Origin of the sequence: Novosphingobium sp. (assembly GCF_965214355.1) — a bacterium.
Classification (GTDB): domain Bacteria; phylum Pseudomonadota; class Alphaproteobacteria; order Sphingomonadales; family Sphingomonadaceae; genus Novosphingobium.
In genome coordinates this window covers 2,118,975-2,143,977 of the sequence record NZ_CBDCBI010000002.1, presented here as the reverse complement: position 1 = coordinate 2,143,977, position 25,003 = coordinate 2,118,975, and the positions used below count along the sequence as shown (strand labels likewise).

27 protein-coding genes and 4 tRNA genes are annotated in these 25,003 nt (G+C 64.1%); 13 read left to right on the top strand and 18 right to left on the bottom strand.

The annotated features are described in order from the left end of the window. Positions 1 to 23 precede the first annotated feature (23 nt). Both msrA and msrB read right to left on the bottom strand, forming a co-directional pair. Positions 24 to 683 (bottom strand): peptide-methionine (S)-S-oxide reductase MsrA, encoded by a 660-nt coding sequence (gene msrA / locus ACOOE2_RS10170; RefSeq protein ID WP_420382896.1) that lies wholly within the window; start codon positions 681 to 683, stop codon positions 24 to 26. Next, positions 680 to 1,135, bottom strand: coding sequence for a peptide-methionine (R)-S-oxide reductase MsrB (gene msrB / locus ACOOE2_RS10165; RefSeq protein WP_420382895.1), 456 nt, complete (start codon positions 1,133 to 1,135; stop codon positions 680 to 682). The genes msrA and msrB overlap by 4 nt, the downstream gene beginning before the upstream one ends. Before the next feature lie 247 nt (positions 1,136 to 1,382). On the opposite strand from msrB, the gene ACOOE2_RS10160 reads away from it, so the two are divergent. Further along, entirely contained in the window at positions 1,383 to 2,363 is a 981-nt protein-coding gene (locus tag ACOOE2_RS10160) for an aldo/keto reductase (RefSeq protein ID WP_420382894.1), read from the top strand. A gap of 237 nt (positions 2,364 to 2,600) precedes the next feature. On the opposite strand, the gene ACOOE2_RS10155 is transcribed toward ACOOE2_RS10160, so the two are convergent. From ACOOE2_RS10155 to efp, 3 genes are all read right to left on the bottom strand, one after another. Beyond that, positions 2,601 to 2,684, bottom strand: a tRNA-Leu gene (locus tag ACOOE2_RS10155). Positions 2,685 to 2,700: 16 nt separating this feature from the next. Then, complete coding sequence (locus tag ACOOE2_RS10150) at positions 2,701 to 3,573, bottom strand: inositol monophosphatase family protein (protein WP_420382893.1); 873 nt, start codon at positions 3,571 to 3,573, stop codon at positions 2,701 to 2,703. Positions 3,574 to 3,577: 4 nt separating this feature from the next. Next, positions 3,578 to 4,141 carry an elongation factor P gene (gene efp / locus ACOOE2_RS10145; RefSeq protein WP_420382892.1) on the bottom strand — a complete coding sequence of 188 codons (564 nt, stop codon included), beginning with the start codon at positions 4,139 to 4,141 and terminating at the stop codon, positions 3,578 to 3,580. 109 nt (positions 4,142 to 4,250) lie between these two features. On the opposite strand from efp, the gene ACOOE2_RS10140 reads away from it, so the two are divergent. Continuing rightward, entirely contained in the window at positions 4,251 to 4,709 is a 459-nt protein-coding gene (locus ACOOE2_RS10140) for a hypothetical protein (protein WP_420382891.1), read from the top strand. Positions 4,710 to 4,752: 43 nt separating this feature from the next. Here the strand turns inward: ACOOE2_RS10140 and thiE are convergent, their stop codons facing one another. Together thiE and ACOOE2_RS10130 are read right to left on the bottom strand one after the other, a co-directional pair. Further along, positions 4,753 to 5,382, bottom strand: coding sequence for a thiamine phosphate synthase (gene thiE, locus ACOOE2_RS10135; protein ID WP_420382890.1), 630 nt, complete (start codon positions 5,380 to 5,382; stop codon positions 4,753 to 4,755). 108 nt (positions 5,383 to 5,490) lie between these two features. Beyond that, a complete protein-coding gene (locus ACOOE2_RS10130) occupies positions 5,491 to 6,399 on the bottom strand; it encodes a fructose bisphosphate aldolase (RefSeq protein ID WP_420382889.1) in 909 nt (302 codons plus the stop codon). 211 nt (positions 6,400 to 6,610) lie between these two features. Here ACOOE2_RS10130 and ACOOE2_RS10125 point away from each other — a divergent pair, with 211 nt between their 5' ends. Then, positions 6,611 to 7,126: a TlpA family protein disulfide reductase gene (locus ACOOE2_RS10125; protein ID WP_420382888.1), complete on the top strand. Its 516-nt coding sequence runs from the start codon at positions 6,611 to 6,613 to the stop codon at positions 7,124 to 7,126. 42 nt (positions 7,127 to 7,168) lie between these two features. Here the strand turns inward: ACOOE2_RS10125 and ACOOE2_RS10120 are convergent, their stop codons facing one another. From ACOOE2_RS10120 to tkt, 3 genes are all read right to left on the bottom strand, one after another. Continuing rightward, positions 7,169 to 8,365, bottom strand: coding sequence for a phosphoglycerate kinase (locus ACOOE2_RS10120; protein ID WP_420382887.1), 1,197 nt, complete (start codon positions 8,363 to 8,365; stop codon positions 7,169 to 7,171). Positions 8,366 to 8,578: 213 nt separating this feature from the next. Continuing rightward, on the bottom strand, positions 8,579 to 9,586 hold the full coding sequence (gene gap, locus ACOOE2_RS10115; protein WP_420382886.1) for a type I glyceraldehyde-3-phosphate dehydrogenase: 1,008 nt from the start codon (positions 9,584 to 9,586) through the stop codon (positions 8,579 to 8,581). Positions 9,587 to 9,620: 34 nt separating this feature from the next. Next, positions 9,621 to 11,609, bottom strand: a complete 1,989-nt coding sequence (gene tkt, locus ACOOE2_RS10110) for a transketolase (protein ID WP_420382885.1) — start codon at positions 11,607 to 11,609, stop codon at positions 9,621 to 9,623. 280 nt (positions 11,610 to 11,889) lie between these two features. Here tkt and ACOOE2_RS10105 point away from each other — a divergent pair, with 280 nt between their 5' ends. The 4 genes from ACOOE2_RS10105 (at position 11,890) to ACOOE2_RS10090 (ending at position 13,589) form a co-directional block, all read left to right on the top strand. Then, positions 11,890 to 12,123: a hypothetical protein gene (locus ACOOE2_RS10105; RefSeq protein WP_420382884.1), complete on the top strand. Its 234-nt coding sequence runs from the start codon at positions 11,890 to 11,892 to the stop codon at positions 12,121 to 12,123. After that, positions 12,120 to 12,515, top strand: a complete 396-nt coding sequence (locus ACOOE2_RS10100) for a cell division protein ZapA (protein WP_420382883.1) — start codon at positions 12,120 to 12,122, stop codon at positions 12,513 to 12,515. Before ACOOE2_RS10105 ends, ACOOE2_RS10100 begins: the two co-directional genes overlap by 4 nt. Positions 12,516 to 12,711: 196 nt before the next feature. Then, positions 12,712 to 13,350 carry a 5-formyltetrahydrofolate cyclo-ligase gene (locus ACOOE2_RS10095; protein WP_420382882.1) on the top strand — a complete coding sequence of 213 codons (639 nt, stop codon included), beginning with the start codon at positions 12,712 to 12,714 and terminating at the stop codon, positions 13,348 to 13,350. Continuing rightward, the gene (locus ACOOE2_RS10090; RefSeq protein WP_420382881.1) at positions 13,347 to 13,589 is read left to right on the top strand and encodes a DUF2842 domain-containing protein; all 243 of its coding nucleotides are present in this window, start codon (positions 13,347 to 13,349) and stop codon (positions 13,587 to 13,589) included. The genes ACOOE2_RS10095 and ACOOE2_RS10090 overlap by 4 nt, the downstream gene beginning before the upstream one ends. Positions 13,590 to 13,643: 54 nt before the next feature. Here the strand turns inward: ACOOE2_RS10090 and ACOOE2_RS10085 are convergent. Together ACOOE2_RS10085 and ACOOE2_RS10080 are read right to left on the bottom strand one after the other, a co-directional pair. After that, positions 13,644 to 13,720: transfer RNA gene (locus ACOOE2_RS10085), tRNA-Asp, on the bottom strand. Positions 13,721 to 13,754: 34 nt separating this feature from the next. Next, positions 13,755 to 13,831, bottom strand: a tRNA-Asp gene (locus tag ACOOE2_RS10080). A gap of 162 nt (positions 13,832 to 13,993) precedes the next feature. Here ACOOE2_RS10080 and ACOOE2_RS10075 point away from each other — a divergent pair. Continuing rightward, positions 13,994 to 14,470 (top strand): hypothetical protein, encoded by a 477-nt coding sequence (locus tag ACOOE2_RS10075; protein WP_420382880.1) that lies wholly within the window; start codon positions 13,994 to 13,996, stop codon positions 14,468 to 14,470. A gap of 42 nt (positions 14,471 to 14,512) precedes the next feature. Here ACOOE2_RS10075 and ACOOE2_RS10070 read toward each other — a convergent pair whose 3' ends face one another. The 4 genes from ACOOE2_RS10070 to thyA all read right to left on the bottom strand — a co-directional run bounded on the left by ACOOE2_RS10070 (position 14,513) and on the right by thyA (position 19,177). Continuing rightward, a complete protein-coding gene (locus tag ACOOE2_RS10070; protein WP_420382879.1) occupies positions 14,513 to 15,775 on the bottom strand; it encodes a dihydrolipoamide acetyltransferase family protein in 1,263 nt (420 codons plus the stop codon). A 28-nt stretch (positions 15,776 to 15,803) separates the two neighbouring features. Further along, the gene (locus ACOOE2_RS10065) at positions 15,804 to 16,850 is read right to left on the bottom strand and encodes an alpha-ketoacid dehydrogenase subunit beta (protein ID WP_420382878.1); all 1,047 of its coding nucleotides are present in this window, start codon (positions 16,848 to 16,850) and stop codon (positions 15,804 to 15,806) included. After that, positions 16,847 to 18,142: a 3-methyl-2-oxobutanoate dehydrogenase (2-methylpropanoyl-transferring) subunit alpha gene (locus ACOOE2_RS10060; protein WP_420382877.1), complete on the bottom strand. Its 1,296-nt coding sequence runs from the start codon at positions 18,140 to 18,142 to the stop codon at positions 16,847 to 16,849. Before ACOOE2_RS10060 ends, ACOOE2_RS10065 begins: the two co-directional genes overlap by 4 nt. A gap of 105 nt (positions 18,143 to 18,247) precedes the next feature. Then, entirely contained in the window at positions 18,248 to 19,177 is a 930-nt protein-coding gene (thyA, locus tag ACOOE2_RS10055; RefSeq protein ID WP_420382876.1) for a thymidylate synthase, read from the bottom strand. A 172-nt stretch (positions 19,178 to 19,349) separates the two neighbouring features. Here thyA and ACOOE2_RS10050 point away from each other — a divergent pair. The 4 genes from ACOOE2_RS10050 (at position 19,350) to ACOOE2_RS10035 (ending at position 21,773) form a co-directional block, all read left to right on the top strand. Further along, positions 19,350 to 19,426: transfer RNA gene (locus tag ACOOE2_RS10050), tRNA-Pro, on the top strand. Between the two features lie 168 nt (positions 19,427 to 19,594). Beyond that, a complete protein-coding gene (locus ACOOE2_RS10045) occupies positions 19,595 to 20,350 on the top strand; it encodes a VIT1/CCC1 transporter family protein (RefSeq protein WP_420382875.1) in 756 nt (251 codons plus the stop codon). A 177-nt stretch (positions 20,351 to 20,527) separates the two neighbouring features. Further along, on the top strand, positions 20,528 to 21,115 hold the full coding sequence (locus tag ACOOE2_RS10040; protein WP_420382874.1) for an FMN-dependent NADH-azoreductase: 588 nt from the start codon (positions 20,528 to 20,530) through the stop codon (positions 21,113 to 21,115). 28 nt (positions 21,116 to 21,143) lie between these two features. Beyond that, positions 21,144 to 21,773 carry a YceI family protein gene (locus ACOOE2_RS10035; RefSeq protein WP_420382873.1) on the top strand — a complete coding sequence of 210 codons (630 nt, stop codon included), beginning with the start codon at positions 21,144 to 21,146 and terminating at the stop codon, positions 21,771 to 21,773. A 39-nt stretch (positions 21,774 to 21,812) separates the two neighbouring features. On the opposite strand, the gene ACOOE2_RS10030 is transcribed toward ACOOE2_RS10035, so the two are convergent. Together ACOOE2_RS10030 and recG are read right to left on the bottom strand one after the other, a co-directional pair. Next, positions 21,813 to 22,247 (bottom strand): DUF3429 domain-containing protein, encoded by a 435-nt coding sequence (locus tag ACOOE2_RS10030; RefSeq protein WP_420382872.1) that lies wholly within the window; start codon positions 22,245 to 22,247, stop codon positions 21,813 to 21,815. A gap of 55 nt (positions 22,248 to 22,302) precedes the next feature. Next, the gene (gene recG / locus ACOOE2_RS10025) at positions 22,303 to 24,360 is read right to left on the bottom strand and encodes an ATP-dependent DNA helicase RecG (RefSeq protein ID WP_420382871.1); all 2,058 of its coding nucleotides are present in this window, start codon (positions 24,358 to 24,360) and stop codon (positions 22,303 to 22,305) included. A 369-nt stretch (positions 24,361 to 24,729) separates the two neighbouring features. On the opposite strand from recG, the gene ACOOE2_RS10020 reads away from it, so the two are divergent. Further along, the gene (locus tag ACOOE2_RS10020) at positions 24,730 to 24,996 is read left to right on the top strand and encodes a succinate dehydrogenase assembly factor 2 (RefSeq protein ID WP_420382870.1); all 267 of its coding nucleotides are present in this window, start codon (positions 24,730 to 24,732) and stop codon (positions 24,994 to 24,996) included. Positions 24,997 to 25,003: the final 7 nt, after the last annotated feature.

Genomic DNA, 25,003 nt, shown 5'->3' with positions numbered 1-25,003 from the left:
GGGGTGAGCGTAACTCGACTTACTTACGCCTTGTAATACTGCGGAAAGCGCGCGTGCAGGTTGGCCACCCGTGCATTGTCCCAGGCGCGAATATACGGATGATCCGGGTGCCGGCGCATGAACTGCTGGTGGTATTCCTCGGCGGGGTAGAAGGTGCCCGTCTCCAGCTTTGTGGCGATCGGCTTGCCGAAGACATGCGCCTGGTTCAACGCGGCGATGTACTGTGTGGCAATCGCGCGCTGTTCGGGGTTCTGCGGGAAGATCGCCGAGCGATAGCTGCGACCCTCGTCGGGATTCTGGCCATTGACCTGCGTCGGATCGTGCGCGGCGGCAAAGTAGATTTCGAGCAGGTGGCCATAGCTGATCACCGCCGGGTCGTATTCGATGCGGATCGATTCGGCGTGGTTGGTCGTCTCGGTCGACACCGTCTGGTAATCCGCCTGTGCGCGGGTGCCGCCGGTATAGCCCGCAGTCACATGGCTGACGCCCTTCACATGTTCGAACACGCCTTCCATGCCCCAGAAACAGCCGCCCGCGAGCACCGCGACTTTGCCGCCGGCGCCAACGGCCTCGGCCGCCGGTTCGGGAAACGGCCGCGTCGAGGCCACCGCACCCGAGCACGCGCTGATCACGCCGAGCGACGCGGCCAGGCCGAGCGTTGCTGCCAGAACGATACGGGTCATGCGGGTGCTCCTGCGTGAAAGGTCAAGGCGACACCGTCCATGCAATAGCGCAGGCCGGTCGGTTTCGGGCCATCGTTGAACACGTGTCCCAGGTGGCTGGCGCAGCGCGCGCAATGCACTTCGGTGCGCACTTCGCCAAAGCCGCGGTCGGTCGTGGTCGCGACCGCATGAGGCAGCGGCTGCCAGAAACTGGGCCAGCCCGTGCCGCTGTCGAATTTCGTGTGCGAACCGAACAGCGCGAGGTCACACCCGGCACAGGCGAATTGCCCCGCCCGATGCTCGTTCAGCAACGGGCTGGTAAATGGCCGCTCGGTGCCGGCATGACGCATTACGTCATAGGCCTCCGGGCTCAATTTCTTGCGCCACTGCGCATCGGTCAGCGTAAACCCTGCCGCAGCGCGCGCGGCGCCGCTGGCGACGGCAACCGTGCCCGCCAGCAAAACCGCAACCATCGAACGACGATCATATTGCATAAAAACACCACCGTTGATCAAGCGTGGAAGACTAACAGGTTCCACATGATGCCATACGTTCGGCATCATGATATGGTTACATGCCTGCCGCGAAAATTACGCGCACAAATCATATACGTTCAATCGGTTGGTGCAGATGCGCGACCGCTTCGGCGCGAAATCGCACGGGCGGGCGGACCTTCATCGCCGCCCGCAGCTTATCCGACCGACAGCTAGGAGAACACGCATGGAACTACGCAAACTGGGCTCGCAAGGCCTGGAGGTATCGGCACTCGGCCTCGGCTGCATGGGCATGTCGGAGTTTTACGGCGAGCAGAACGATACCGAATCGGTCGCGACTCTCGACCATGCGCTGGCGCATGGCGTTACCTTTTTCGATACCGCCGACATGTACGGATCGGGCGCGAATGAAGAACTGATCGGGCCTTTTGCCAAAGCCAACCGCGATAAAATCGTGCTGGCGACAAAATTCGGCAATATGCGCGGCCCGGGCGGCAGTTTCGACGGGATCAACGGCCGGCCCGATTACGTGCACAAGGCCTGCGATGCCAGCCTGAAGCGTCTCGGGCTCGACGTGATCGACCTGTATTATCAGCACCGCGTCGATCCGAACGTGCCGATCGAGGATACGGTGGGTGCGATGGCCGAACTCGTGACGGCAGGCAAAGTGCGCTATCTGGGCTTGTCCGAGGCGTCACCCGCGACAATCCGCCGCGCGCATGCGGTGCATCCGATCTCTGCACTGCAGACGGAATACTCGCTGTGGAGCCGTGAGCCGGAGGCAGAGATTCTGCCGCTGTTGCGTGAGCTGGGCATCGGGTTTGTACCGTACAGCCCGCTGGGGCGCGGTTTTCTGACCGGACAGATCAAGACGCCCGACGATCTGCCACAGGACGATTTTCGCCGGAATTCGCCGCGGTTTCAGGGCGCTGCGTTTGATCGCAATATCGAACTGGTGCATGCGATCGAGGCGATGGCCAGGGAAAAGGGCTGCGCTCCGGCACAATTGGCGCTCGCATGGGTGCTGGCGCAAGGTGATGATATCGCGCCGATCCCGGGGACGAAGCGCCGCAAATATCTCGACGAGAATATCGGTGCGCTGGATGTAACCCTCGACGCGGCAGATCTTGCGCGGATCGATCAGATCATCCCCGCCGGCGCGGCGGTCGGTGATCGCTACGCATCGATGGCCGCGATCGACAGCTGAGGTACTGAGGTACGGAGTTCACCTTACCTTTATTTGTCATTCCCGCGGAAGCGGGAGACGCAGTCCAGCGCAGCTAATGCAGACTGAGCGCCACGTGCTGAAGTTTGTGCTTGGCGCTCAGCCTGGATTAGCTGCGCTGGACTGCGTCTCCTGCGTCCGCAGGAATGACGAGCATGTTACGATGGGAATACCGTAGCCCCTGACGGGGGGGCTTTTAGATTGCAGCGTTTCGTAATTTGGTGCCCCTGGCCAGACTCGAACTGGCACGGATCTCTCCATCCGATTTTGAGTCGGACGCGTCTACCATTCCACCACAGGGGCAATACCGGGCGAAGCGCTAGCCGACCGCGCCGCCCTGATCAACCGGATTTGCACTCGGTTTCATCGCGCCCGCCAGCAACTTGTGCAAACGCGCATGCAGTCCGTCGGTACCGGCCAGCACGCTTTCTGCACAGATCGGCAGCGAACGACCCCGGAAATCGGAAACGAACCCGCCGGCTTCGCGAACGAGCAGGCAACCGGCGGCCGAATCCCAGATCTGCAGATCGGTTTCCCAAAATCCGTCGAACCGCCCGGCCGCAACCCACGCCAGATCGAGCGATGCTGCGCCGTTGCGCCGGATACCCGCCACGCGCGGGCCGATTTCGGCGTAGATCCGCGACCACTGCCCGGCGTCGCCGCGGTTGGAAAAAGGAATGCCGGTGCCGATCAGCGCCTCATCGAGATTGCGCCGTGCCGAAACACGCAGACGCCGGTCGTGCAGCCAGGCACCGCGTGTTTTTTCGGCCCAGAAGCTTTCATCGGTGATCGGCTGATAGACCAGGCCTGCGATCACATCGCCCCAGCCCGAACCATCGGCCCCCTTGCCGTCAAGCGCCGGTTCCTGCACCGCGATCGAGATCGCGAAATGCGGAATGCTGTGCAGGAAATTGGTCGTGCCATCGAGCGGATCGACGATCCAGCGCGGTTTGCGCGGGTCGCCCTCGATCGTGCCGCCCTCTTCCATGACAAAGCCCCAGTCGGGGCGCGCCAGCAGCAATTCGTCGTAGATCGTGCGTTCGGCATGCTGGTCCGCCTTCGACACGAAATCGCCCGGCCCCTTGCGGCTGACCTGGAGATGTTCGACTTCGCCAAAGTCGCGGCGCAGGCGCGTGCCGGCCTTGCGGGCGGCGCGCTCCATCACGCGAACGAGACCGGAAATGACAGCCATCGGTTCAGGCCACCTTGCTGACGTAGCTGCGCTCGTAGACGTCGACGATGATCCGCGTGCCGCTCGAAATATGCGGCGGCACCATCACGCGCACGCCGTTGTCGAGGATCGCGGGCTTGTAGCTCGACGAGGCCGTCTGGCCTTTGACCACGGCATCGGCTTCGACGATCGTCGCTTCGACCTGGTCGGGCAGCTGCACCGAAATCGGGCGTTCGTCATACATTTCGAGCAGCACGGTCATGCCGTCCTGCAGAAATGCCGCAGCATCGCCCAGCAGATCGGCCGGCAGCGTAATCTGGTCGTAGTTTTCGACATCCATGAACACAAGGTCATCGCCCTCTGCGTAGAGGAACTGGAAGTCCTTCGTATCGAGCCGGACGCGCTCGATCGTATCCTGCGAACGGAACCGCACGTTGGTCTTGCGCCCGTCGATCAGGTTTTTCATTTCGACCTGCATGAACGCGCCGCCCTTGCCGGGCTGGGTATGCTGGGTCTTGGCAACTTTCCAGATGCCCTTTTCGTATTCCAGGATATTGCCCGGACGGATGTCCACGCCGCTGATCTTCATGATGGAAAGAGCCCTAAAAAAGTTGAACGGCTGTCAGGATAAGATCGCTGCCCTTAGACGCTGGCGCCGATTGCTTCAAGTCGCTGCGATGTGGTAGCGCGCTTGCGTGATGAAACACTCTGCCCCGCTCCGCTCGCTGGTCCTTTTGCTGATGGCCGCGCTCGTGCCGACGGCTGCGCATGCCGCGCCCGGCGGCCTGCTGCGTACGCTGCTGCTTGGCTATTGGGTGTGCGAGACCAAGGGCGATGCGGAAACCGCGCCCCGGCGCTTGCTGGACGACAGCTTCCGGATCGTCCCCGATTCGAGCTATCGCACGGCCAAGGGCGTGGGCGGCAGTTATCTGCTGCTCGGCAATGACCTGATGATGACCAGCGGGCCGTTTCGCTCGCGCAAATACATCCTGGTGGGCCTGGGCATCCTGCATCCGATCAATGCCAGCGGACAGCGCACATCCGACCGCTGCGTACGCCAGAGCAGCGCCAGCGCACTGGAAGCCGGCAACGATCGTGATGCAGACGCCCGCGAGCAAGGCGCGCACGACGCCGATCCGGACGCCGCGGCGCAGTAACCTTTCAAACTGTCGTCATTCCCGGAGACGGAAAAAGGAATTGTCAGCGCGCGACGCCGGTCATTGCCCTGGCGAAATCGGCTACCGCCTGCGCTTCGTCACCGCCCCACACGCCGTTGCACACCGCCAGGAAATCGGCGCCCGCCGCGACCAGCGGCGCGCAGTTGGCGGGCGTGATCCCGCCGATCGCGACCACCGGAATTTCGAACAGGTTCGACCACCACGACAGCAGCTCGATATCGGCCTGTACCGTCGTGACTTTGGTCGTCGAGGGATAAAACGCGCCGAACGATACATAATCCGCGCCGGCCTCGCCCGCTTCCATCGCAAGATGGCGGCTGTCCTTGCACGCGACGCCGATCTGCGCCTCCTTGCCCAGGCGCTGGCGCGCATCGGCGACTTCGCCATCGTCCTGCCCCAGATGGACACCGTCAGCGCCCAGACGCTTGGCCAGGCTGATCGAATCGTTGACGATGAAGGCGACATCATGCTGCGCGCAGATCGCCTGCAACGGCTCGGCCAGTTTGACCGCGGCGTGTTCGTCGATACCTTTGACGCGGAACTGGAACGCGGCCACCGGGCCGGCATCAAGCGCGCGGGCCAGGCGGGCGGCAAAATCGCCCGAAACATCGAGCGGCGAGATCAGGTAGAGCTGGCAATCGGGTGCGGTCATGCGCGCTGCGCTAGAGCAAGCCGAGCGAATTGCAACTCCCCGAAATGAAAACGCCCCTCCCCCGTTTGCCGGGGTGAGGGGCGCTTTCTTCACATCCTCTCGTGAAGATCAAGCAGCGACAGGCGCGCTCTTTACAGTCGAGCCGGCATAGATTTCGTCGATCGCGGTGCCAAGCGTCGCGTCGAACTGCGCGTCGGTCATGTCCACGCGCAGATCATCGAGCAACGCGCGGCTGAAGCTGGCGATAATCCCGGGATTTTTGGCCAGCTCGGCACAGGCCTCGGCCCGCGCATAACCACCCGACAGCGCCACGACTTTCAGCACGGCAGGATGCGCGATCAACGGCGCATAAGTGCCAGGTACTGCCGGCAACGACAGCTTGAGCATGACTTTGACGCCAGCGGGCAGGGCGTTCAGCGCGGCCAGGATTTCGCTGGTCAGCAGTGCGTCGCACTCGGCGCGGGTGGTGCTCTTGATGTTCGTTTCCGGCTCGAGGATCGGCATCAGGCCGGCATCGAGCACCTCTTGCGCGACGGCGAACTGCTGCTTGACGATCGCGGCGATGCCCTTGGCATTCGCCGAATTGATGACCGAGCGCTCCTTCGTGCCGAACACACCGAGGCCTTTGGCGCGGGCGAGCAAGTCGGCCAGGCCGGGGATCGGTTTCATCAGCTGCACGCCGTCGGCTTCGTCTTCGAGGCCCTTGTCGATCTTCAGGAACGGCACGATGCCCTGCGCGGTCAACACGCTCGGCACCGGCTGGCCGTCGATCTGGCCATCCATCGTGCGTTCGAACAGGATTGCGCCGATGATCTTTCCGCTGCTGAACGATGGCGCGGTGATGATGCGGGTGCGCATCGCGTGAATCAACGCGTACATTTCGGTGTCGTTCGACCAGGCATCGTCCGCAACGCCATAGGCCTTGAGCGCCTTTGGCGTCGATCCGCCAGACTGATCCAGCGCAGCGATAAAGCCTTGGCCTGCGGCAATTTTCTGTGTCTGTTCGGCGTGGTTCATAACCAGTTTTTCCGTGCTTTCCCTAAGGATCGATATGGCAGTCGGATGCCGGGCGCGCGTACCGCCCGGCCGATGCATACCTATGCGCTTGCATCGTCCTAGCGCCAAGTTGGTTGCAGCGCAACACAGGCCTTATCGTCTTTTTGCACCACGATCGCTTGACGCCCCGCGCAATATCGGGCGTCATTGCATCCTGCCATGTGGGGGATCAATGCGCTTTTTTCCAATCCTGACGGCCCTCTTGCTGGCCGTGCCTGCGGTCGCGGCAACGCCCAAAGTCGGCCAACCTGCGCCCGATGCGCAGATCGAAACGGTCAGCCACGCGAAATTCGACCTTGCCTCGTTGCGCGGGCAGGTCGTGGTAATCAATTTCTGGGCGACATGGTGCGTGCCGTGCCGCAAGGAATTGCCGCTGCTCGATGGCTTTTATCGCTTTCAGAAAGATCACGGACTGGTCGTGCTGGCCGCAACCACAGAAGATTCGGTACCGGAATACCAGATGCGTAAATTGTTCGCGGCAATGGCGCTGATCCCGGTGCACCGGTTGAAAGGGCCTTATGCCCCGCTGGGCGGTGTGCCGACGAATTTCATCATCGATCGCGCGGGGGTGTTGCGCTATGCCAAAGCCGGGGCGTTCGATATCGACGATCTGAACACGCTTCTGCTGCCGCTGTTGCGAGAGCCGGTTTCCGCAACGACAACCACTGCGGCTTTTGTGGCACGGTAGCGTCCGGCACCATGTAATGCCCTCCCCCAAGGGAGGGCATTTTCAGGTGTTCAGCGCTGCGACGCCAGGCAATTCCTTGCCTTCCATCCATTCCAGAAATGCACCGCCAGCGGTCGAGACATACGAGAAATCGCCTGCAACACCGGCATGGTTGAGCGCGGCGACCGTGTCGCCGCCGCCGGCGACGCAGATCAGTGCGCCTTCCTTGCATAAGGCTGCTGCCGATCGTGCCAGGGCGACGGTTGCGGTGTCGAACGGTTCCATTTCGAATGCGCCCAGCGGGCCGTTCCACACCAGCGTGCGGCATGTCTTCAACACATCGGCCAGCGCTTCGGTCGCCTGAGGTCCCACGTCGAGGATCATTTCGTCGGCCGCCACTTCATGCACGTTCGTCACGCGCAGCGACGGCGGATTGGCGGCAAAGGTGGTCGACACCAGCGCGTCGTATGGCAGGTGCACGGTGCATCCGGCCTTGTCCGCAGCATCGAGGATCGCTTCGGCAGTGTCTTTCAGATCATGTTCGCATAGCGATTTGCCGACGTCGATGCCGCGCGCGGCCAGAAACGTATTGGCCATGCCGCCCCCGATGATCAGGTGATCGACCTGGCCCACCAGATGTTGCAGCACGTCAAGCTTCGACGACACTTTGGCGCCGCCGACGACGGCTGCCACCGGATGCTCGGGATTGCCCAGCGCGCGTTCCAGCGCGACGAGTTCGGCCTGCATCGCGCGCCCGGCATAAGCGGGCAGGACATGCGCCAGGCCTTCGGTCGAGGCATGCGCGCGGTGTGCTGCCGAAAACGCATCGTTGACATAGGCATCGCCAAGCCTGGCGATCGCAGCAACCAGCGCCGGATCGTTGGTTTCCTCGCCCGCGTGGAAGCGCGTGTTTTCCAGCACGGTGATCGATCCGGGCGCAAGATCGGCCACGGCCGCCTCGGCGACGGGCCCCGCGCAATCGGCGATGAACCCGACCGGGCGGCCGAGTACGTCCTGCAACGCGGGCACGATCTGCTGTAGCGAATTGGCCGCGCTGGCGGTGCCTTTGGGGCGCCCGAAATGCGCCAGCACCAGCACTTTGGCGCCTTTGTCGGCGAGTTCGGCCAGCGTCTGCACCGTGGCGCGCAGGCGCGTGGCATCGGTCACGCGGCCATCGGCCATCGGCACGTTGAGGTCTTCGCGCACCAGCACGGCTTTGCCAGTGAGGTCGCCCAGGTCATCCAGCGTCTTGAAAGTCATACTGTTTTTCCTAATCCTCCCCCTTGGGGGAGGGGGACCGCGCGCAGCGTGGTGGAGGGGCCTCTCGGCTATCGGTGGCGTTCGCGTGGGTCACCAGGGACCGGGCGCGGCAGCGAATGGGTTCAACGCGTCATCGCGATGTTGGCATCATGAGGCACCGCCCCTCCACCACCGCTTCGCGTGGTCCCCCTCCCCGTCCCGGGGAGGATTTTTTTAGAGGCTGCGCCCCATGACGCCGGCGGTGTCGACCATGCGGTTCGAAAAACCCCATTCGTTGTCGTACCATGACAGCACGCGCACCAGTTTGCCGTCGATCACGCTGGTTTCCAGGCTGTCGATCGTCGACGAGGCCGGATCGTGATTGAAATCGATCGAAACCAGCGGCTCGGTGGTATAGGCCAGCACGCCCTTCAGCGGGCCTTCGGCTGCCGCTTTCAGCAGTTCGTTGACTTCGGCGGCGGTCGTGTCGCGCTTGGGCGTAAAAGTCAGATCGACGACCGACACGTTGGGTGTCGGCACGCGGATCGACGAGCCATCGAGCTTGCCCTTGAGTTCGGGCAGCACTTCACCCACGGCGCGCGCGGCACCGGTGGTGGTGGGGATCATGTTCATCGCGGCGGCGCGGGCGCGGCGCGGGTCCGAATGGATCTGATCGAGGATCTTCTGGTCGTTGGTATAGCTGTGGATCGTGGTCATCAGCCCGCGCTCGATGCCGATGCTGTCATTCAGCACTTTGGCAAGCGGCGCGAGGCAGTTGGTGGTGCACGAGGCGTTCGACACGATCAGATGGCTGCCGTCGAGCTTCTCGTGGTTCACGCCGTAGACCACCGTCAGGTCGACATCCTTGCCCGGCGCCGAGATCAGCACGCGCTTGGCGCCGGCATCGAGGTGCTTCTGCCCGCCGGCGCGATCGGCGAAAAAGCCGGTGCATTCCAGCGCAATGTCAACGCCATCCACGCCGTGCGGCAGTTTGGCCGGGTCGCGCTCGGCCGTCACCTTGATCCGGTGTCCATCAATGATCAGGTCGGTGCCATCGACTTCGACCGTGCCGGGATACGCGCCGTGGACGCTGTCGCGCTTGAACAGGCGGGCATTGGCTTCGGCGCTGGCCAAATCGTTGATCGCGACCAGTTCCAGCCCGCAATCGGGGCGCTCGAGGATGGCGCGCGCGACATTGCGGCCGATGCGGCCGAAACCGTTGATTGCGACTTTGATGGCCATGATCCGTTCCTTGCGTAGAGTTGGGTGTGCCGGCTTATGCGATCCGGGCGAGAATTTGCGGGACGATCTTGTCGGCGGTCAGGCCGAAATGATCGTAAAGCTGATCGGCAGGCGCCGATGCGCCAAAGGTGTCGATGCCGACGGTCAGGCCGTCGCCGACATATTTCTGCCAGCCCATCGTGACGCCGGCCTCGATCGAGACCTTGAGCACGTCTTTGGGCAGCACGTCGGCGCGATAGGCTGCATCCTGGCCATCGAACAGTTCCGAACACGGCATCGACACGACATCGGCGCCGATCCCCTGCACTTCGAGCGCAGCGGCGGTCTTCATCGCGATTTCAACTTCGGACCCGGTCGCGACCAGCACGACCTTGCGCGCGGCGGTTGCGGCGACCAGGCGATAGGCGCCTTTGGCACTGCGGTTTTCGGTCGTGTCGCGCGGCACTTGCGGCAGGTTCTGGCGCGACAGCGCGAGCAGCGAAGGGCCGTGGGTGGCGACTGCAATCTGCCAGCACTCCGCGGTTTCGATGATATCGGCCGGGCGAAACACATGCAGATTGGGGATCAGGCGCAGGCTCATCACATGCTCGACCGGCTGATGCGTCGGGCCGTCTTCGCCAAGCCCGATGGAATCGTGCGTCATCACATAGATGACCCGCGCATGCTGCAGCGCCGACAGGCGGATCGCATTGCGGCAATAATCCGAAAACACCAGGAACGTGCCGCCATAGGGGATCAGACCGCCGTGCAGCGCGGCGCCGTTCATCGCGGCGGCCATGCCGAATTCGCGGATGCCGTAGTGGACATGCCGGCCGCCATAGGCGTTCTTGCCGAACGACGGCGTCGATTTGACCTGGGTGAGGTTCGACCCCGTAAGATCGGCCGAGCCACCGAACAGCGCGGGCACCACCGGCGCCAGCACTTCGAGCGACAGTTCCGACGCCTTGCGCGTTGCGACTTTGCGGGGTTCGGCAAACCAGGTGGCGAATGCGGCGGTCGCCTGGCTCATGTCGGGCAGGTCGCCCGCCATGCGTGCATCGAATGCGGCTCGCTGCGGGTGTGCAGCAGTCGCCGCTTCCCATTCAGAGTGGGCCTTGCGTCCGCGATCGCCGGTGGCACGCCAATCGTCGAGGATTTCAGCAGGGATCTCGAACGGCGCCGCTGTCCAGCCCAGATTTTTGCGCGCTGCGGCGATTTCTTCCGCGCCGAGCGGGCTGCCGTGGACAGTGTGGCTGCCCTGTTTGTTAGGCGCGCCCTTGCCGATGATCGTGTGGCACGCGATCAGCGAGGGGCGCGGATCGGCCAGAGCCTCGGCCATGGCGCGTGCGATATCGGCGTGGTCATAGCCATCGCACGACGTCACGTGCCAGCCACTGGCGCGATAGCGCGCGGGGATGTCTTCCACGGTCGACAGGCTGGTATCGCCGTCGATCGTGATGCGGTTGTCATCCCACAGTACGTTCAGCCGGCCCAGCCCGAGCGTGCCCGCAAGGCCCACCGCTTCGTGGTTGATGCCTTCCATCAGGCAGCCGTCGCCAGCGATCACCCAGGTGCGGTGGTCGACCAGCGCATCGCCGAATTCGGCGTTCAGGTGGCGCTCGGCGATTGCCATGCCGACCGCCATGGCAAAGCCCTGGCCCAAAGGCCCGGTGGTGCATTCGGCGCCGGGGATGAGAAAGTTTTCGGGATGTCCGGCGCAAACGCTGTCGAGCTGCCGAAATTTGCGGATGTCGTCGAGCGCCGGCTTGGCATAACCTGTCAGATACAGCGCCGAATACAACAGCATCGAGCCATGGCCCGCCGACAGGATGAACCGGTCGCGATCGGGCCAGCGCGGTGCATCGGGATCGAACTTCAGGAATTGCGACCACAACACCGTGGCGACATCGGCCATGCCCATCGGCATGCCGGGATGCCCCGAATTGGCAGCCTGGACGGCATCCATCGCAAGCGCGCGGATGGCGTTTGCCATGGGCGTGAAGGCGGGCGTGACATTGGACGAGCCGGAAAATTCACGTGTCATACCGATGGGGGCAACCTGATGTGGCGCGCCGCCAAGCGCGCGTGGGACTGATTCGGCAGGGGCGTCTTGGGACAGGGCGCAACCACCGTCAAGGTTGGGACGACGTGCCATGCGGCACGCAGCGGAGCAACTTGTGCATTCCTATGCATTGGCGGAAATACGTTTGCGCTGTCAACCGTGCGCGTGTTTCGAAAGGCATGGCTGCGGGCACGACGGTGGCCATTGCACGCCCCGGCGCGTGACGCTTGCGCAGGCCCCGCGATGTGCTAGCGACAGATGCATGACATCCAATGCGAGCCCCGAAAATCTGCATGACGATCTCGACCGGATTGCACTGGCGCTGGACCGGCTGGAACAGGCCGCCACCGCGCGCGATGCCGCACTGACCGAGCTGGAAGCGCTGAAAGCGCGGCACCGGCGGCTGAAAGATACGGTCAGCAACGAATTGCAGCAACTGGATCTGTTGCTTGCCAATCTGCCCCAGAAAGCCCCCGATCAGGCGGATCCGTCATGAGCGATAGAGCACCGCGTAACGTCTCGCTGTCGATTGGCGGGCGTAATCACGTGATTTCGGTCGGTGCGGACGAAGAACCGCATCTGCGGATGCTGGCAGGCATGATCGACGAGCGCGTCAGCAAACTCGGTGTCGGCCAGGGCCAGACCGAGGCGCGGATGCTGCTGGTCACCGCGCTGATGCTGGCGGACGAATTGCACACGTTGCAAGGAAAGCCTCCTGTGGCAGCTGCCCCTGCCCCTGCCCCTGCCCCAGCCACTGCCCCGGCCGTTGCGGCACCTGTGCCTGTCATTGCCGAAATTGCACCCGAAGTGGTCGCTCGTGTCGCCGTGCTGGCCGATCGCGTGGAAAAGCTTGCCGCAAGGCTTGAGCATTGGCCACAGACACCCTAAATACACAGGCGACGGGTTCTGCCCGGTACGAGCCGCATGAATATCCCTGAGGCTATAAGCAATCCTTGGGGGCTGTCCCTGGCCCGGATCTTGGTCCGGGACACATGGTCCCCACCTGACGTGAGCGCGTCAGAGGATTTTCCGAGCAAACGACCCATGGTGGGCCCGTCACCCCCCTAGATTGATCAGGACGCGGATGAGCGACCTCACGCCCGATAATGCAACGCCCAGGCCCGGGACCGACACGGCGTTTTCCAAGTCTGCGTTGCGCAAATCGCTGCGCGCGGCTCGTCGTGCGCATGCCGATGCGCTCGATCCGCGCATTCTGGCGCTGGTGCTGATGCGCCCGCCCGCCGCCTTGCTGTCGATGATCCCTGCAACAGCCACCATCGGGCTGTATGTCGCCGCGCACGGCGAAGCGCCAGCGCTTGGCTATGCGCGGTATTTTCACGAGGCCGGCCACAAGATTGCCCTGCCGTGGTTCGCCGATCGCGACAGCGCGATGGTGTTTCGCCAGTGGACATCACCGCATCTCGATGAATTGCTCGAGCCGGGTGCGTTTGGCGTGGCGCAGCCTGCCGCCGCTGCGCCCGCACTCACGCCCGATGTGCTGTTCGTGCCGCTGGTCGGGTTTACCGATGCCGGCGCCCGGCTCGGCCAGGGCGGCGGACATTACGACCGCTGGCTGGCCGCGCATCCCGGCACGATCGCGATCGGCCTGGCGTGGGATTGCCAGCTGGTCGATGATCTGCCGAACGAGGACCATGACCTGCCGCTGAGCGCGGTCATTACGCCTACCCGGCTGCATGGCCCATTCGAAAGCGCAAGCACATGATCGACACCGATATCGACGCGCGCCGCCCGACCTGGCGCAAGCCGGTCGGCATTCTCGGATTGCTGCTGGTGCTTGGGGTCTACGCCATGCTGGTGGCACAACTGGGTGGAATGCTGAGCACATGGCCTGTGCTGGCGCAGACGCTGGTCTATCTGGTGCTGGGCACGATCTGGCTGCTGCCGCTGAGACGATTTCTGATCTGGATGGAAACCGGCCGCTGGTCTGCGCCGGCATCGTGAGCCCGGTCGCATAACCGCTGAGCGTTGCCAAACAGGTTCGATATCACCAGGCCATGGCGCGAGTGACGGGACTTGAACCCGCGACCTCCGGCGTGACAGGCCGGCACTCTAACCAACTGAGCTACACCCGCACAGCCATGGCATGTATGTCCCAAAAAGCGGTAATGGCGCGAGTGACGGGACTTGAACCCGCGACCTCCGGCGTGACAGGCCGGCACTCTAACCAACTGAGCTACACCCGCGTTCCCGCTTGGGAGCCGGCTCCTCTATGGCACCCCACCTTGCCTGTCAACAAAGCACCATAAAACTTTTTGCCGACACCGCCGTCGCATCCTGTCGTTAACGGGATCTTCGCCACGATAGGGTAGCGAAGCGACAGGAATTCGTGGTTTGGGGGCAAGCCTTTGCGCATACGAGACAGCCTGTGGATGATTGCCGGCGCGATGCCTGTCGCGGTCGTCGCGGCACCCGGCCCAGGTGCCGATCAGGCGCGTAATCCCGCCAAAGTGCAGCTGGCTGGCGATGTGTTTGTCGAACGGTTCGAACCGGCCCCGGGCGGGCGCCGGGCACGCATTCTCGAGCGCACCGATGCGCTGCATCCGGGCGACAGGCTGGTGTTCGTGGTCAGCTGGTCCGGCGGCGATCGCCAGGGCTTTACCGTGGTCAATCCGGTGCCGCGCAGTGTTGCGTATCAGGCGGGCCTGGGCACGCCGTCCGAGGATGTTTCGGTCGATGGCGGGCATGCGTGGGGGCCGCTGGGCGCGTTGATGGTGCACGATGGCGATGGCTGGCGCCATGCCCTGCCCGGCGATGTCACGCATGTCCGCTGGCGCGTGCCGGGCGGTACGGGCCAGATCACCTATCGCGGGACAGTGCGGTAGATTTCTGACCCTGTCCCATAGCGGTGGGGTTTGGTGCGCGTACTACACCAGCAGCAGCGACGGCGCCTCGATCAGTTTGCGCATCGCCTGGACAAAGCTCGCCGCGTCCCAGCCATCGACCACGCGGTGGTCGCAGCTGATCGACAGGTTCATCAGTTTGCGCTTGGCCAGGCGTTCGCCGCCGTGACCGTCGGGCACGAACATCGGCCGTTCGACGATCCGGTTTGGCCCGATGATCGCGACTTCGGGCCGATTGATGACCGGTGTTGTCGCAATGCCGCCCAAAGGTCCCAGGCTGGTCACCGTCAGCGTCGAGCCCGACATTTCGCCGGCCGCGATCGAACCATTGCGCGCCGCTTCGGCCAGGCGACCGATTTCGCGCGCGAGCTGCCAAAGATTGCGATCCTGCGCATCGCGGATCACCGGGACCATCAGACCGCCGGGCGTCTGCGTCGCCAGCCCCAGATGCACCGCGCCATAGCGCGTGACCACACCGGCCTCATCGTCGTAGCGCGCATTGATCATCGGGAAATCGGGCACCGCGCGGCAGATCGCGGTGATCATGAACGGCAGCAGCGTCAGCTTGCCCCGGCCGCTGTGCGCTGCATTCAGTTCGGCGCGGACGCGTTCGAGCTCGGTCACGTCGATTTCCTCGACGTAGGAAAAATGCGGAATATTGCGCTTCGACGCCGCCATGTTGTCGGCGATCCGGCGGCGCATGCCGATGACCTTGATCGCCTCGTCGGCACGCTTTGCCCCTGCCGGCGCAAATCCGCCGGCGTTATAGGCGATATACTGGTCGAGATCACCGTGGCGCACGCGCCCCTCGGGCCCGGGCTGGACCTTGGCCAGGTCGATCCCCAGATCTTGCGCACGCGCACGCACCGCCGGACTGGCCAGCACGCGCGCAGTGGGCGCAGCGGGTGCCGGAGCCGCAACAGGCGGCGGGGGCGGTGCGGCCACAGGCTCGGGCGTTGCGACAGGCTTCGGCGTTTCGGCCTTCACCGGCACAGGTGTAGCCGCAGGTGCAGACGCAGCTTGGGCCGCATCGCCATCGCCATCGCCCTCGATCTCGATCACCACCAGCGCAGAGCCGATCGCGATCCGGTCGCCAACGTCTCCGGCAATCTCGACCACGCGCCCGGCGACCGGGCTTTCCATTTCGACCGTCGCCTTGTCGGTCATCACATCGGCCAGCGGGCCATCCTCGGCCACGATATCGCCGATCTTGATATGCCAGGCGACGATTTCGGCCTCGGCAATGCCCTCGCCGATATCGGGGAGGCGGAAGGTATAACGGCTCATGATACGGTCACCCGACTAAAGCTGAACATTACGCGGCAATCAGGCGGGCAAACGCCTCGCCGATCCGCACTGGCCCGGGAAAATACGCCCATTCCAGGCTGTGTGGATACGGCGTGTCGAACCCGGTAACGCGCTCGATCGGCGCTTCCAGCGCGTGGAAGCAGCGTTCCTGCACCAGCGCGCTCAATTCGGCGCCAAATCCGCCGGTGCGCGTCGCTTCGTGGACGATCAGGCATTTGCCGGTCTTGTTCACGGACTTGACGATGGCCCCGATGTCGAGCGGCACCAGCGTGCGCAAGTCGATCACTTCGGCGTCGATCCCCTGCCGCTCGGCCACTTCGCGCACGACATGGACCATCGTGCCATAGGCCAGCACGGTCACCGCCTCGCCCTCGCGCACGATCCGCGCCTGACCCAGCGGCACGCGGTAGTGCCCGGCCGGCACCACACTGTCGGGATGGCGCGCCCAGGGCACGGCCGGTTCGTCATAGTGCCCGCTGAACGGCCCGTTGTACAAGCGCTTGGGCTCGAAGAAGATCACCGGATCGTTGTCTTCGATTGCCGCGATCAGCAGGCCCTTGGCGTCGTGCGGCGTGCTCGGCACCACGGTCTTGATCCCCGCGACATGCGTGAACAGTGCCTCGGGGCTCTGACTGTGGGTCTGTCCGCCGAAAATGCCGCCGCCAAACGGCGTGCGCACGGTCATCGGCGCAGTGAATTGCCCCGCCGAGCGATAGCGCAGCCGCGCTGCCTCCGACACCAGCTGATCGAGGCCGGGATAGATATAATCGGCAAACTGGATTTCGGGCACCGGGCGCAAACCATAGGCCCCCATCCCCACCGCGACGCCAATGATCCCGCATTCCGAAATCGGCGTATCGAATACGCGCGTCTTGCCGTACTTTTTCTGCAGGCCGGCGGTCGCGCGAAACACGCCGCCGAAATAGCCGACGTCTTCCCCCATGATCACGACATCGGGATCGCGGTCCATCATCACGTCGAGCGCATCGTTGATCGCCTCGATCATCGACATGCGGCGGGTGCCCTCGGGGTCGGGCGCGGACAGATCAGTCATCGGGCGTCTCCCACATCGGCATCATCGCTCCAGTCGGGCCATTTGACGCGGCGTTCGTGGATCGCCTGTTCGCTTTGTTCGACCAGGTGCCAGGGCAGCGTTTCGAACACGTCTTCGAACATCGTGCGGAACGGGTGGTGCAATCCATGCCCCAATGTGCCGTTGGCTTCGGCGGCGCGGACGGCGGCGCGCACTTCGGTATCGACTTCGGCATCCATGCCTGCGTGCTTTTCGGCATCCCACACGCCCAGCGCGATCAGGTGGCGCATCAGGCGATTGACCGGATCGCCCAGCGGCCAGTCGCTGCCCTCGGCCGTGGAGCGATACTGCCCGGGATCGTCGGATGTCGAATGCCCCTCGGCGCGATAGGTGAAATGCTCGATCAACGTCGGCCCCGCGTTCGCCCGCGCGCGGTCGGCGGCCCAGCGCACCGCGGCAAACACCGCCAGCGGATCGTTGCCATCGATGCGCAGACCCGCGATGCCATAGCCGATCGCGCGCGCGGCAAAAGTCGTGCGCTCGCTGCCGGCAAAGCCGGAAAAGCTGGAGATTGCCCACTGGTTGTTGATCAGGTTGAACACGACTGGCGCATTGTAGACTGCGGCAAACGTCAGCGCGGAATGAAAATCGCCTTCGGCGCTAGATCCCTCGCCCAGGAATGCGGTGGCGATGCGGCTGTCGTTCTTTATCGCGCTGGCCATCGCCCACCCCACCGCCTGCGGATACTGGGTCGCCAGGTTGCCCGAGATCGAGAACATCGACTGGTCGCGCGCCGAATACATGATCGGCAATTGCCGCCCTTTCAGCGTGTCGGCCCGGTTCGAGAATATCTGGTTGACCATTTCGGTCATCGGCACGCCGCGCGCGAGGAACACCCCCTGCTGGCGGTAACTCGGGAACACCATGTCGTCGCTCGCCAGCGCCATCGCGGTCGCGATCGAGGTCGCCTCTTCGCCCGAGCATTTCATATAGAAACTGGTCTTGCCCTGGCGCTGCGCGCGCACCATCCGCGCATCGAACGCGCGGGTCAGCGCCATCAGGCGCAGCATGCGGATCAGCGTTGCGGCATCGAGCCCGGGATTCCACGGCCCATGTGCGCGATCGTCATCGCCCAGCACGCGCACCATATCGAGGCACAGCGGATGCGTATCGACAGGCGCGCACGTCTCGTCGGGTCGCGGCTGTGCGCCTGCCGGCGGGATCGCCAGACTGCTGTAATCGACGACGTCGCCCGGCCGGTAGCGCGGCTCGGGCACATGCAGCGTCAGCTTTGGCAGATTGCCTTCGGTCATGCCGATCCTGCTCCGGAAGTTTCCACGTCGAGACTCGCGTGCGATTGATTATTTTATGATGGCGTAATTATATTACAAGACCGCAGACCGGTCAATCGACGCGCATCAGACGGCGACGGGCGCTGCCAGATGCCCTTGCGGATGATAATCATGCACCGCAAAATCGTCGATCGTATAGTCGAAAATGGTGTCGGGCCGCCGCGCGATCGTCATGCGCGGCGCGCCCGCAGGCACGCGTGCCAGCTGCGCCTCGACCAGATCGGCATGGTTAAGATAGAGATGCGTATCGCCGCCCATCCACACCAGTTCACCGGGTTGCAGGTCGCATTGCTGCGCCACCATCGCGATGAACAGCGCCGCGCCCCACAGATTGAACGGCAGGCCCAGCGCGACATCGCAACTGCGCTGGTACATCACGCCCGACAGCCGCCCGTCGGCAACATGGAACTGATAGGTCTTGTGGCACGGCGGCAGCGCCATCTGATCGAGCTCGGCGACATTCCACCCTTCGACGATGTGCCGCCGACTGCCGGGATTGGTGCGCAACCCGTGCACCAGCTCGGCAATCTGGTTCACGCCATGCGCACGCTTGCGAAACAGGCCGTCGCCTGCGGCCTCGTACATCGGCCAGTCGACCCATTGCTTGCCATAGACCGGGCCCAGATCGCCCCATTGCGCGGCAAAATCGGGATCGTCGACAATCCGCCGCGAAAACGCCGCGCGATCGATGGCGTCCCCGGTTTCGCGGCGGTAGCGGGCGAGCGGCCAGTCGGTCCAGATTTCCACGCCTTGTGCGCACAGCGTGCGGATATTGGTGTCGGCGGTCAGAAACCACAGGAATTCGCGCGTTGCGGTTTTCCAATAGACGCGCTTGGTCGTCAGCAACGGCATCTGGCCCTGCGACAGGTCGAACCGCAATTGCGTGCCGAACACCGACCGCGTGCCGACCCCGGTGCGATCGACCCGTTCGTTGCCCTGCGTCCAGATATGGCGCATCAGGTCGAGGTACTGCGTTTCATAATGGAGGCTCGGCATGCCCCCAGACTTAGCGCGCCAGATGCGGTTCGCCCAAGCGCAAAGCGATGGTTTGTTGTGGAATGCGCGACGCGGGGCATCGTCTTTTCCGGCTTGCCACGCGGCGGGGCGCTGCGTATATCGCGCGCCTGCCTCGCAGACGGGCGGCGAAAGTCGCATATCTGCATTCGGTCGGGGAGTAGCTCAGCCTGGTAGAGCACTGTCTTCGGGTGGCAGGGGCCGGAGGTTCGAATCCTCTCTCCCCGACCAATATTGCAATACCTTAGGTGTCATAAAGACAGCGCTCCATGGTTCTGATTGAACCGTGCGCGGGCCCCGGTTCGGCGGGCCATCTCCTGGGCATTTCGGGCAGCAGGAACCCGACAGGAAAACGGGCGTTGATGCGTCATCGGCGACCAAGCCGATGGAGACTGCTGTATGACCCAATCTGCCTTAGCGCTGGATACCGATGCGTCGAAGGCTGCAGCGCACGACGCGCCTGATCATGAAATCGGCGAGGGTCACTATACCAATCGCGCCGGATGGTTGCGCGCCGCCGTGCTGGGCGCCAATGACGGGCTCTTGTCGACGGCGAGCCTGATGGCCGGCGTGGCGGCAGCGTCGGTTTCACCCAGTCAGCTGATCCTGACCGGCGTGGCGGGGATCGCGGCGGGTGCGATGTCGATGGCCGCGGGCGAATATGTCTCCGTTTCAAGCCAGGCGGATTCCGAAAACGCGGATCTTGACCGCGAAAAGCGCGCGCTCGAACGGCATCCGCGCCGCGAATTCGATGAACTCGCGCGGATCTACCGCGAACGGGGGCTGGACCAGAATCTGGCGAACGAGGTGGCGCGGGCTTTGACGAAAACCGATGCACTCGACGCGCATGCCCGTGACGAACTCGGGATTACCGAGCACAATGCGGCAAATCCGTTCCAGGCAGCCGCCGCTTCGGCACTGAGCTTTATTTCCGGCGGTATCGCGCCGCTGCTGGCCGGGGTCTATTTCACCGCGCCGACTGTCCTTTACGCGCTGTTCGGCGTGTCGATTGCGATGCTCGCCGTGCTCGGAGCGCTTGGTGCGCGCGCCGGTGGTGCCGCGATCCTGCCCGGCGTCGTGCGGGTGGTGGTGTTCGGGACATTGGCAATGGCGGTCACAGCCGGGGTCGGAAAAGCCTTTCACGCCGTCATGTGATGGTTCGTTGCCAGCCTTCGTATTCACCCTGCCACATTGCACGCCGACACGACCCCGATCGACAAAGACGCAATTGTCGATTTCGGCAGCGTTGGTGTGCAAATTTCGGCACTGTCCATCGGACATTATCGCGTTAGGTCCCAATCGGCCGATGTCGCATTTCAAAGGACTATGACGATGACCAAAATTCTTGCCATCCGCAGCGCCGCCACCGGCGACGCCTCGGTCAGCAATGCCCTGATCGATGCGTATCTTGCCGCGCATCCCGATGCGACCGTCGTGGAGCGCAATCTCGACACGGCGCCGGTGCCGCATGTCACGTCGGCCAGCCTGGCCGGGATCGGCCGCCAGGCGCCCGAAGGCGACGATTTTGTCGAAGCGCGCGCATTGCAGGATACGCTGATCACCGAGCTGTTTGCTGCCGATACGATCGTGATCGGCCTGCCGCTGTACAATTTCGGCATGCCGTCGACGCTGAAGGCCTGGTTCGACTATGTCGCGCGCGCCGGGACCACGTTCCAGTACAGCGCCGCCGGCCCAGAAGGCCTGGTCAAGGGCAAGCACGCCATTCTGGCCCATGCGCGCGCCGGCAAATACGACGAGGCCGCGCATTTTCCGTTTGCCATCGCGCACACGAAGGCGTTGCTCAGCTTCCTTGGCATGACCGATGTCGAAACCGTGACGGCAGAAGGCCTTGCGTTCGGCCCTGAAGCCGCCGCCGCCGCCGTGACCGAAGCCAAGGCAGCGATCGCCAGTCTCGCCTGAACTTTCCCCTTTTGCAGGAGTATTCGATATGCGTCTCAAATTGTCCCTCATGATCGCCGCCGCCATGCTTGCCGGCGCGCCGGCTGCCATTGTCGCGCAGACTCCAAGGCCAACCGCTGGCAGGCCGACCGCTGCCATGGTCGAAGCCGGCAGTTACGTCGTGGAAAGCCACCACACGCTCGTCGAATTCAGTGTCGACCATTTCGGTTTCAGTACGTTTTTCGGCGTGATCCCCAACGCGACCGGCACGATGACGCTCGATCCCAGGGCGCTGGGTGCCACCCGGCTCGATATTTCGCTACCCGTTGCCGGTATCTCGACGACCAATGCCAAACTGGATGGCGAATTGACCAGTGCCGACTGGTTCGACGCCGCAAAGTATCCCGCGATCCGCTTCGTGTCGGACAAAGTGATCCGCACCGGGCCCGAAACCGCCCAGATCCACGGCCAGATCACGCTGCACGGCGTCACCAAGCCGCTGGTGCTGTCCGCGCATTTCCATGGCGCCGGCAGCAACCCGATGAGCAAGGCCTATACCGTCGGTTTCGATGCCACGGGTGAGCTCAACCGTTCCGATTTCGGCGTGTCGAAATATGTGCCGGTCGTCAGCGATACGGTGCATCTCAAGATCAGCGCCGCGTTCGAAAAAGCGAAATAAGCGCCGGGCCGGTCGCGCCTGTTCCGGGCGCGGCCGGTGTTATCCGATCAGGCCGATCAGCACCGACAGCCCGCCCAGCCCCAGCGACAATTGCCAGCGCAACCGCATCCACCCGGCAGGCGCAAACCCGATCGCGCGGTCAACCAGAGGCGATGCCGCAAGCAGCAGGCCGAGCGTAATCAGCTCGGGACCCGGCCACGACCAGCCCATCATCCACGGAAACCACAGCGCCAGCGCGATCAGGCTGGGCGTGACCGCCGCGATGAATATCCAGCGCGGCATTTGCGGCAGTGCCAGCCCGATTCCCCACCATATTCCACCCAGAAAACTGAAGATCAGCGCGGCATAGCCATACGCCAGTCCGAGCGCAGTCCACGCGGCGGGTCCGCCTTTCAGCACAGCCAGCAAGGCCGCAAGTTGAGGCAGGAGCCCGGCCAGACCGAGCAGGCGCGCGTTGGGGGGAATAGGGTTCATGTGCCTACAATAGGCGGAATGGGCAGCCGGCGCCTGTGCCCGGATGGGCAATGTGCTAGCCGCCGCGCAGCAATTGCACGCCCCAGTCGCGCTCGAACAGATACAGCAAGGTCCGCGCCGCCTCGCCGCGCGGGCTGTCGAGGCCACCATCACGTTCCATCAGCAGCCGCGCGTCGTCGTGCGCCACGTGCAGCAACCGGGCGATCTGTTCGAAATTGGCCACGCGAAACGGCGTATCGCCCGACTGGCGCGTGCCGAGCAATTCCCCGCCGCCGCGCAGCCGCAAATCTTCTTCGGCCAGGCGAAACCCGTCTTGCGATTCGCGCATCAACGCCAGGCGCTCGCGCCCGGTTTCCGACAACGCGTCGCCGCGCAGCAGCAGGCACGTCGATTTGCCGCTGCCGCGCCCGACTCGCCCGCGCAATTGGTGCAATTGCGCCAGGCCAAAGCGTTCGGCCTGCTCGATCACCATCAACGTCGCATTGGGCACGTCGACGCCGACTTCGATCACTGTCGTTGCCACCAGCAGGCCGGCATCCCCGCGCGCAAAACGTTCCATGCCGGCGTCTTTGTGTTCGGGCCGCATCTGGCCGTGGACCAGTTCGACACCGGCGCCGAAGCGTTCCTTCAATTGCGCATGGCGCGCCTCGGCGGCGGCGATGTCCTGCGTTTCCAGCTCACGCACCATCGGGCACACCCAATAGGCCTGGCCCCCTGCGGCAATGTGGCGCCCGACACCGGCGATGACCTCGTCAAGCCGATCGGTTGATACCACGCGGGTATCGATCGGCTGTCGCCCGGGCGGCATTTCGTCGAGCCGTGACACATCCATTTCGCCATATTGCGCCAACGTCAGCGTGCGCGGGATCGGGGTCGCCGTCATCGCCAGGCAATGCGCGGTGGTCCGCGCCTTTTGCGTCAACAACAGCCGCTGCCCCACGCCGAACCGATGCTGCTCGTCGATCACCACCAGCGCCAGGTTCTTGTAGGCCACCGCCTCCTGAAAGATCGCATGCGTGCCGACGCAGATCTGGATCGACCCGTCGATCAGACCCATCAGCGTCGCCTCGCGCGCCTTGCCCTTGTCGCGCCCCGTCAGCAGGGCGACGGTAACCCCGGTGCCCGCCGCCATCCGCGCCAGCGTCTCGCCATGCTGTCGCGCCAGAATCTCGGTCGGCGCCAGCAGCGCCGCCTGCGTTCCCGCTTCCACCGCGATCAGCATCGCGTGCAAGGCGACCGCAGTCTTGCCCGAACCGACGTCGCCCTGCAGCAGGCGCAACATCGGCGCGCCCTGCGCCACATCGCCCTCGATCTCGGCAATCGCGCGGGTCTGCGCGCCGGTCAGCGAAAACGGCAGGTTCAGCCGGTCGCGCAAGGTGCCATTGCCGCGCAGCGGCACACCGCGCCGCGCACGGTTGCCGGCGCGCACCAGCATCAGCGCCAGGCTTTGCGCGAGCAGTTCGTCATAAGCCAGGCGATCGCGCGCTGCCTTGTCCTCGCCCTTGTGCGCCGCGATCAGCGCCTCTCGCCAAGTCGGCCAACCTTCGCGCGCCAGCAGGCCGGGCTCGATCCATTCGGGCAGGTCGGGCAGATGATCGAGCGCCTGCGCCACCAGCGCGGCAATGCGACCCTGCGTCAGGCCGTCGGACAGCGGATAGACCGGCTCGATCAATTGCCCGGCGAGCGCGCTGCTGTCTTCGGCGATATGATCGGGATGGACGATCTGGCGCTGCTGGCCAAACTGGTCGAGCCGCCCTGCCACCCAGCGCCGCTCTCCGCTCGGCAGGCTCTTGCGCGCCGAATACGACGCGCGGCCAAAAAATGTCAGCGCGATCACGTCGCCCGTGTCGTCTTGCGCCATCACGCGCAGCGGACCGCGACCAGCAGCGGCACGATGCTCGCGGATGGTCAGCGCGATCACGATATTTTCGCCCACCGCCGCATCGTCGAGTCGCGCCACCACCCGCCGCGCCACGAACCGGTCGGGCAGATGATACGCCAGATCGCGCACCCGCGTCAGCCCGAGCCGGTCGAGCGGACGCGCGAGCCCCGGCCCGACACCTTTCAGGCCAGCGCTCTCGGCAAACAGGGGATTGAGCAGATCGGGCCGCATGGTCGCCGATCCTTAACCGGGGGTGCGGCGTTGCGCCACCGTGGTCTTCGCCAAGTTGGGGGAAGAACCGATGGCGCGACCGTAACCATAAATTGCGGCACGCCTGATGATCTTGAAACTCCATCACCCCACGTCATCCCGGACTTGATCCGGGATTGTGCTTCTTTTTGCGCCAACCGATCCGGTGACGCGTGTACACGCGCGTAACCGCGCCCCGGCATACGCAGCCCAGACAGGCTGCGTAGAGAAAAAGCACAATCCCGGGTCAAGCCCGGGATGACGTAGGTTGGGGCGAACGCTCATGCGAGAAGCAACGCGACAAACGTCGCAAATGTTGCAGCCGCCGCCCCTTTGGCCTAGGCGACGGCGATGCAAACCAGCGACCGTCTTCGCCGATTGAAATTCCGCGCCTGGCACCGGGGCACGCGCGAAGCGGATTACATGATCGGGTGCTTTTTCGATCGGCATCATGCGACATGGAGCGAGTCCGACATCGACCTGTTCGAACGCATGGTCGAGGAAGAAGACGTCGACATCATGACCTGGGCGCTGGGCACCCTGCCCGTCCCGCCCCTGTATGCCGGGACGATGATGGATGCGATGATCCGGCTCGACTATGTCGAAATTCCGCGCTGACGCCGCC

Bases quoted from the DNA above. Each gene is read 5' to 3' on its own strand.
- thyA (WP_420382876.1), bottom strand. From the start codon at position 19,177: ATGCCGAGCCTCCATTATGAAACGCAGTACCTCGACCTGATGCGCCAT.
- ACOOE2_RS10140 (WP_420382891.1), top strand. From the start codon at position 4,251: ATGAAACACTCTGCCCCGCTCCGCTCGCTGGTCCTTTTGCTGATGGCC.
- ACOOE2_RS10030 (WP_420382872.1), bottom strand. From the start codon at position 22,247: ATGAACCCTATTCCCCCCAACGCGCGCCTGCTCGGTCTGGCCGGGCTC.
- ACOOE2_RS10125 (WP_420382888.1), top strand. From the start codon at position 6,611: ATGCGCTTTTTTCCAATCCTGACGGCCCTCTTGCTGGCCGTGCCTGCG.
- ACOOE2_RS10100 (WP_420382883.1), top strand. From the start codon at position 12,120: ATGAGCGATAGAGCACCGCGTAACGTCTCGCTGTCGATTGGCGGGCGT.
- ACOOE2_RS10070 (WP_420382879.1), bottom strand. From the start codon at position 15,775: ATGAGCCGTTATACCTTCCGCCTCCCCGATATCGGCGAGGGCATTGCC.
- ACOOE2_RS10045 (WP_420382875.1), top strand. From the start codon at position 19,595: ATGACCCAATCTGCCTTAGCGCTGGATACCGATGCGTCGAAGGCTGCA.
- ACOOE2_RS10095 (WP_420382882.1), top strand. From the start codon at position 12,712: ATGAGCGACCTCACGCCCGATAATGCAACGCCCAGGCCCGGGACCGAC.
- thiE (WP_420382890.1), bottom strand. From the start codon at position 5,382: ATGACCGCACCCGATTGCCAGCTCTACCTGATCTCGCCGCTCGATGTT.
- ACOOE2_RS10065 (WP_420382878.1), bottom strand. From the start codon at position 16,850: ATGACTGATCTGTCCGCGCCCGACCCCGAGGGCACCCGCCGCATGTCG.
- ACOOE2_RS10020 (WP_420382870.1), top strand. From the start codon at position 24,730: ATGCAAACCAGCGACCGTCTTCGCCGATTGAAATTCCGCGCCTGGCAC.
- ACOOE2_RS10035 (WP_420382873.1), top strand. From the start codon at position 21,144: ATGCGTCTCAAATTGTCCCTCATGATCGCCGCCGCCATGCTTGCCGGC.
- ACOOE2_RS10120 (WP_420382887.1), bottom strand. From the start codon at position 8,365: ATGACTTTCAAGACGCTGGATGACCTGGGCGACCTCACTGGCAAAGCC.
- msrB (WP_420382895.1), bottom strand. From the start codon at position 1,135: ATGGTTGCGGTTTTGCTGGCGGGCACGGTTGCCGTCGCCAGCGGCGCC.
- recG (WP_420382871.1), bottom strand. From the start codon at position 24,360: ATGCGGCCCGATCTGCTCAATCCCCTGTTTGCCGAGAGCGCTGGCCTG.
- ACOOE2_RS10090 (WP_420382881.1), top strand. From the start codon at position 13,347: ATGATCGACACCGATATCGACGCGCGCCGCCCGACCTGGCGCAAGCCG.
- ACOOE2_RS10060 (WP_420382877.1), bottom strand. From the start codon at position 18,142: ATGACCGAAGGCAATCTGCCAAAGCTGACGCTGCATGTGCCCGAGCCG.
- ACOOE2_RS10105 (WP_420382884.1), top strand. From the start codon at position 11,890: ATGACATCCAATGCGAGCCCCGAAAATCTGCATGACGATCTCGACCGG.
- tkt (WP_420382885.1), bottom strand. From the start codon at position 11,609: ATGACACGTGAATTTTCCGGCTCGTCCAATGTCACGCCCGCCTTCACG.
- ACOOE2_RS10150 (WP_420382893.1), bottom strand. From the start codon at position 3,573: ATGGCTGTCATTTCCGGTCTCGTTCGCGTGATGGAGCGCGCCGCCCGC.
- ACOOE2_RS10130 (WP_420382889.1), bottom strand. From the start codon at position 6,399: ATGAACCACGCCGAACAGACACAGAAAATTGCCGCAGGCCAAGGCTTT.
- efp (WP_420382892.1), bottom strand. From the start codon at position 4,141: ATGAAGATCAGCGGCGTGGACATCCGTCCGGGCAATATCCTGGAATAC.
- ACOOE2_RS10040 (WP_420382874.1), top strand. From the start codon at position 20,528: ATGACCAAAATTCTTGCCATCCGCAGCGCCGCCACCGGCGACGCCTCG.
- gap (WP_420382886.1), bottom strand. From the start codon at position 9,586: ATGGCCATCAAAGTCGCAATCAACGGTTTCGGCCGCATCGGCCGCAAT.
- ACOOE2_RS10160 (WP_420382894.1), top strand. From the start codon at position 1,383: ATGGAACTACGCAAACTGGGCTCGCAAGGCCTGGAGGTATCGGCACTC.
- msrA (WP_420382896.1), bottom strand. From the start codon at position 683: ATGACCCGTATCGTTCTGGCAGCAACGCTCGGCCTGGCCGCGTCGCTC.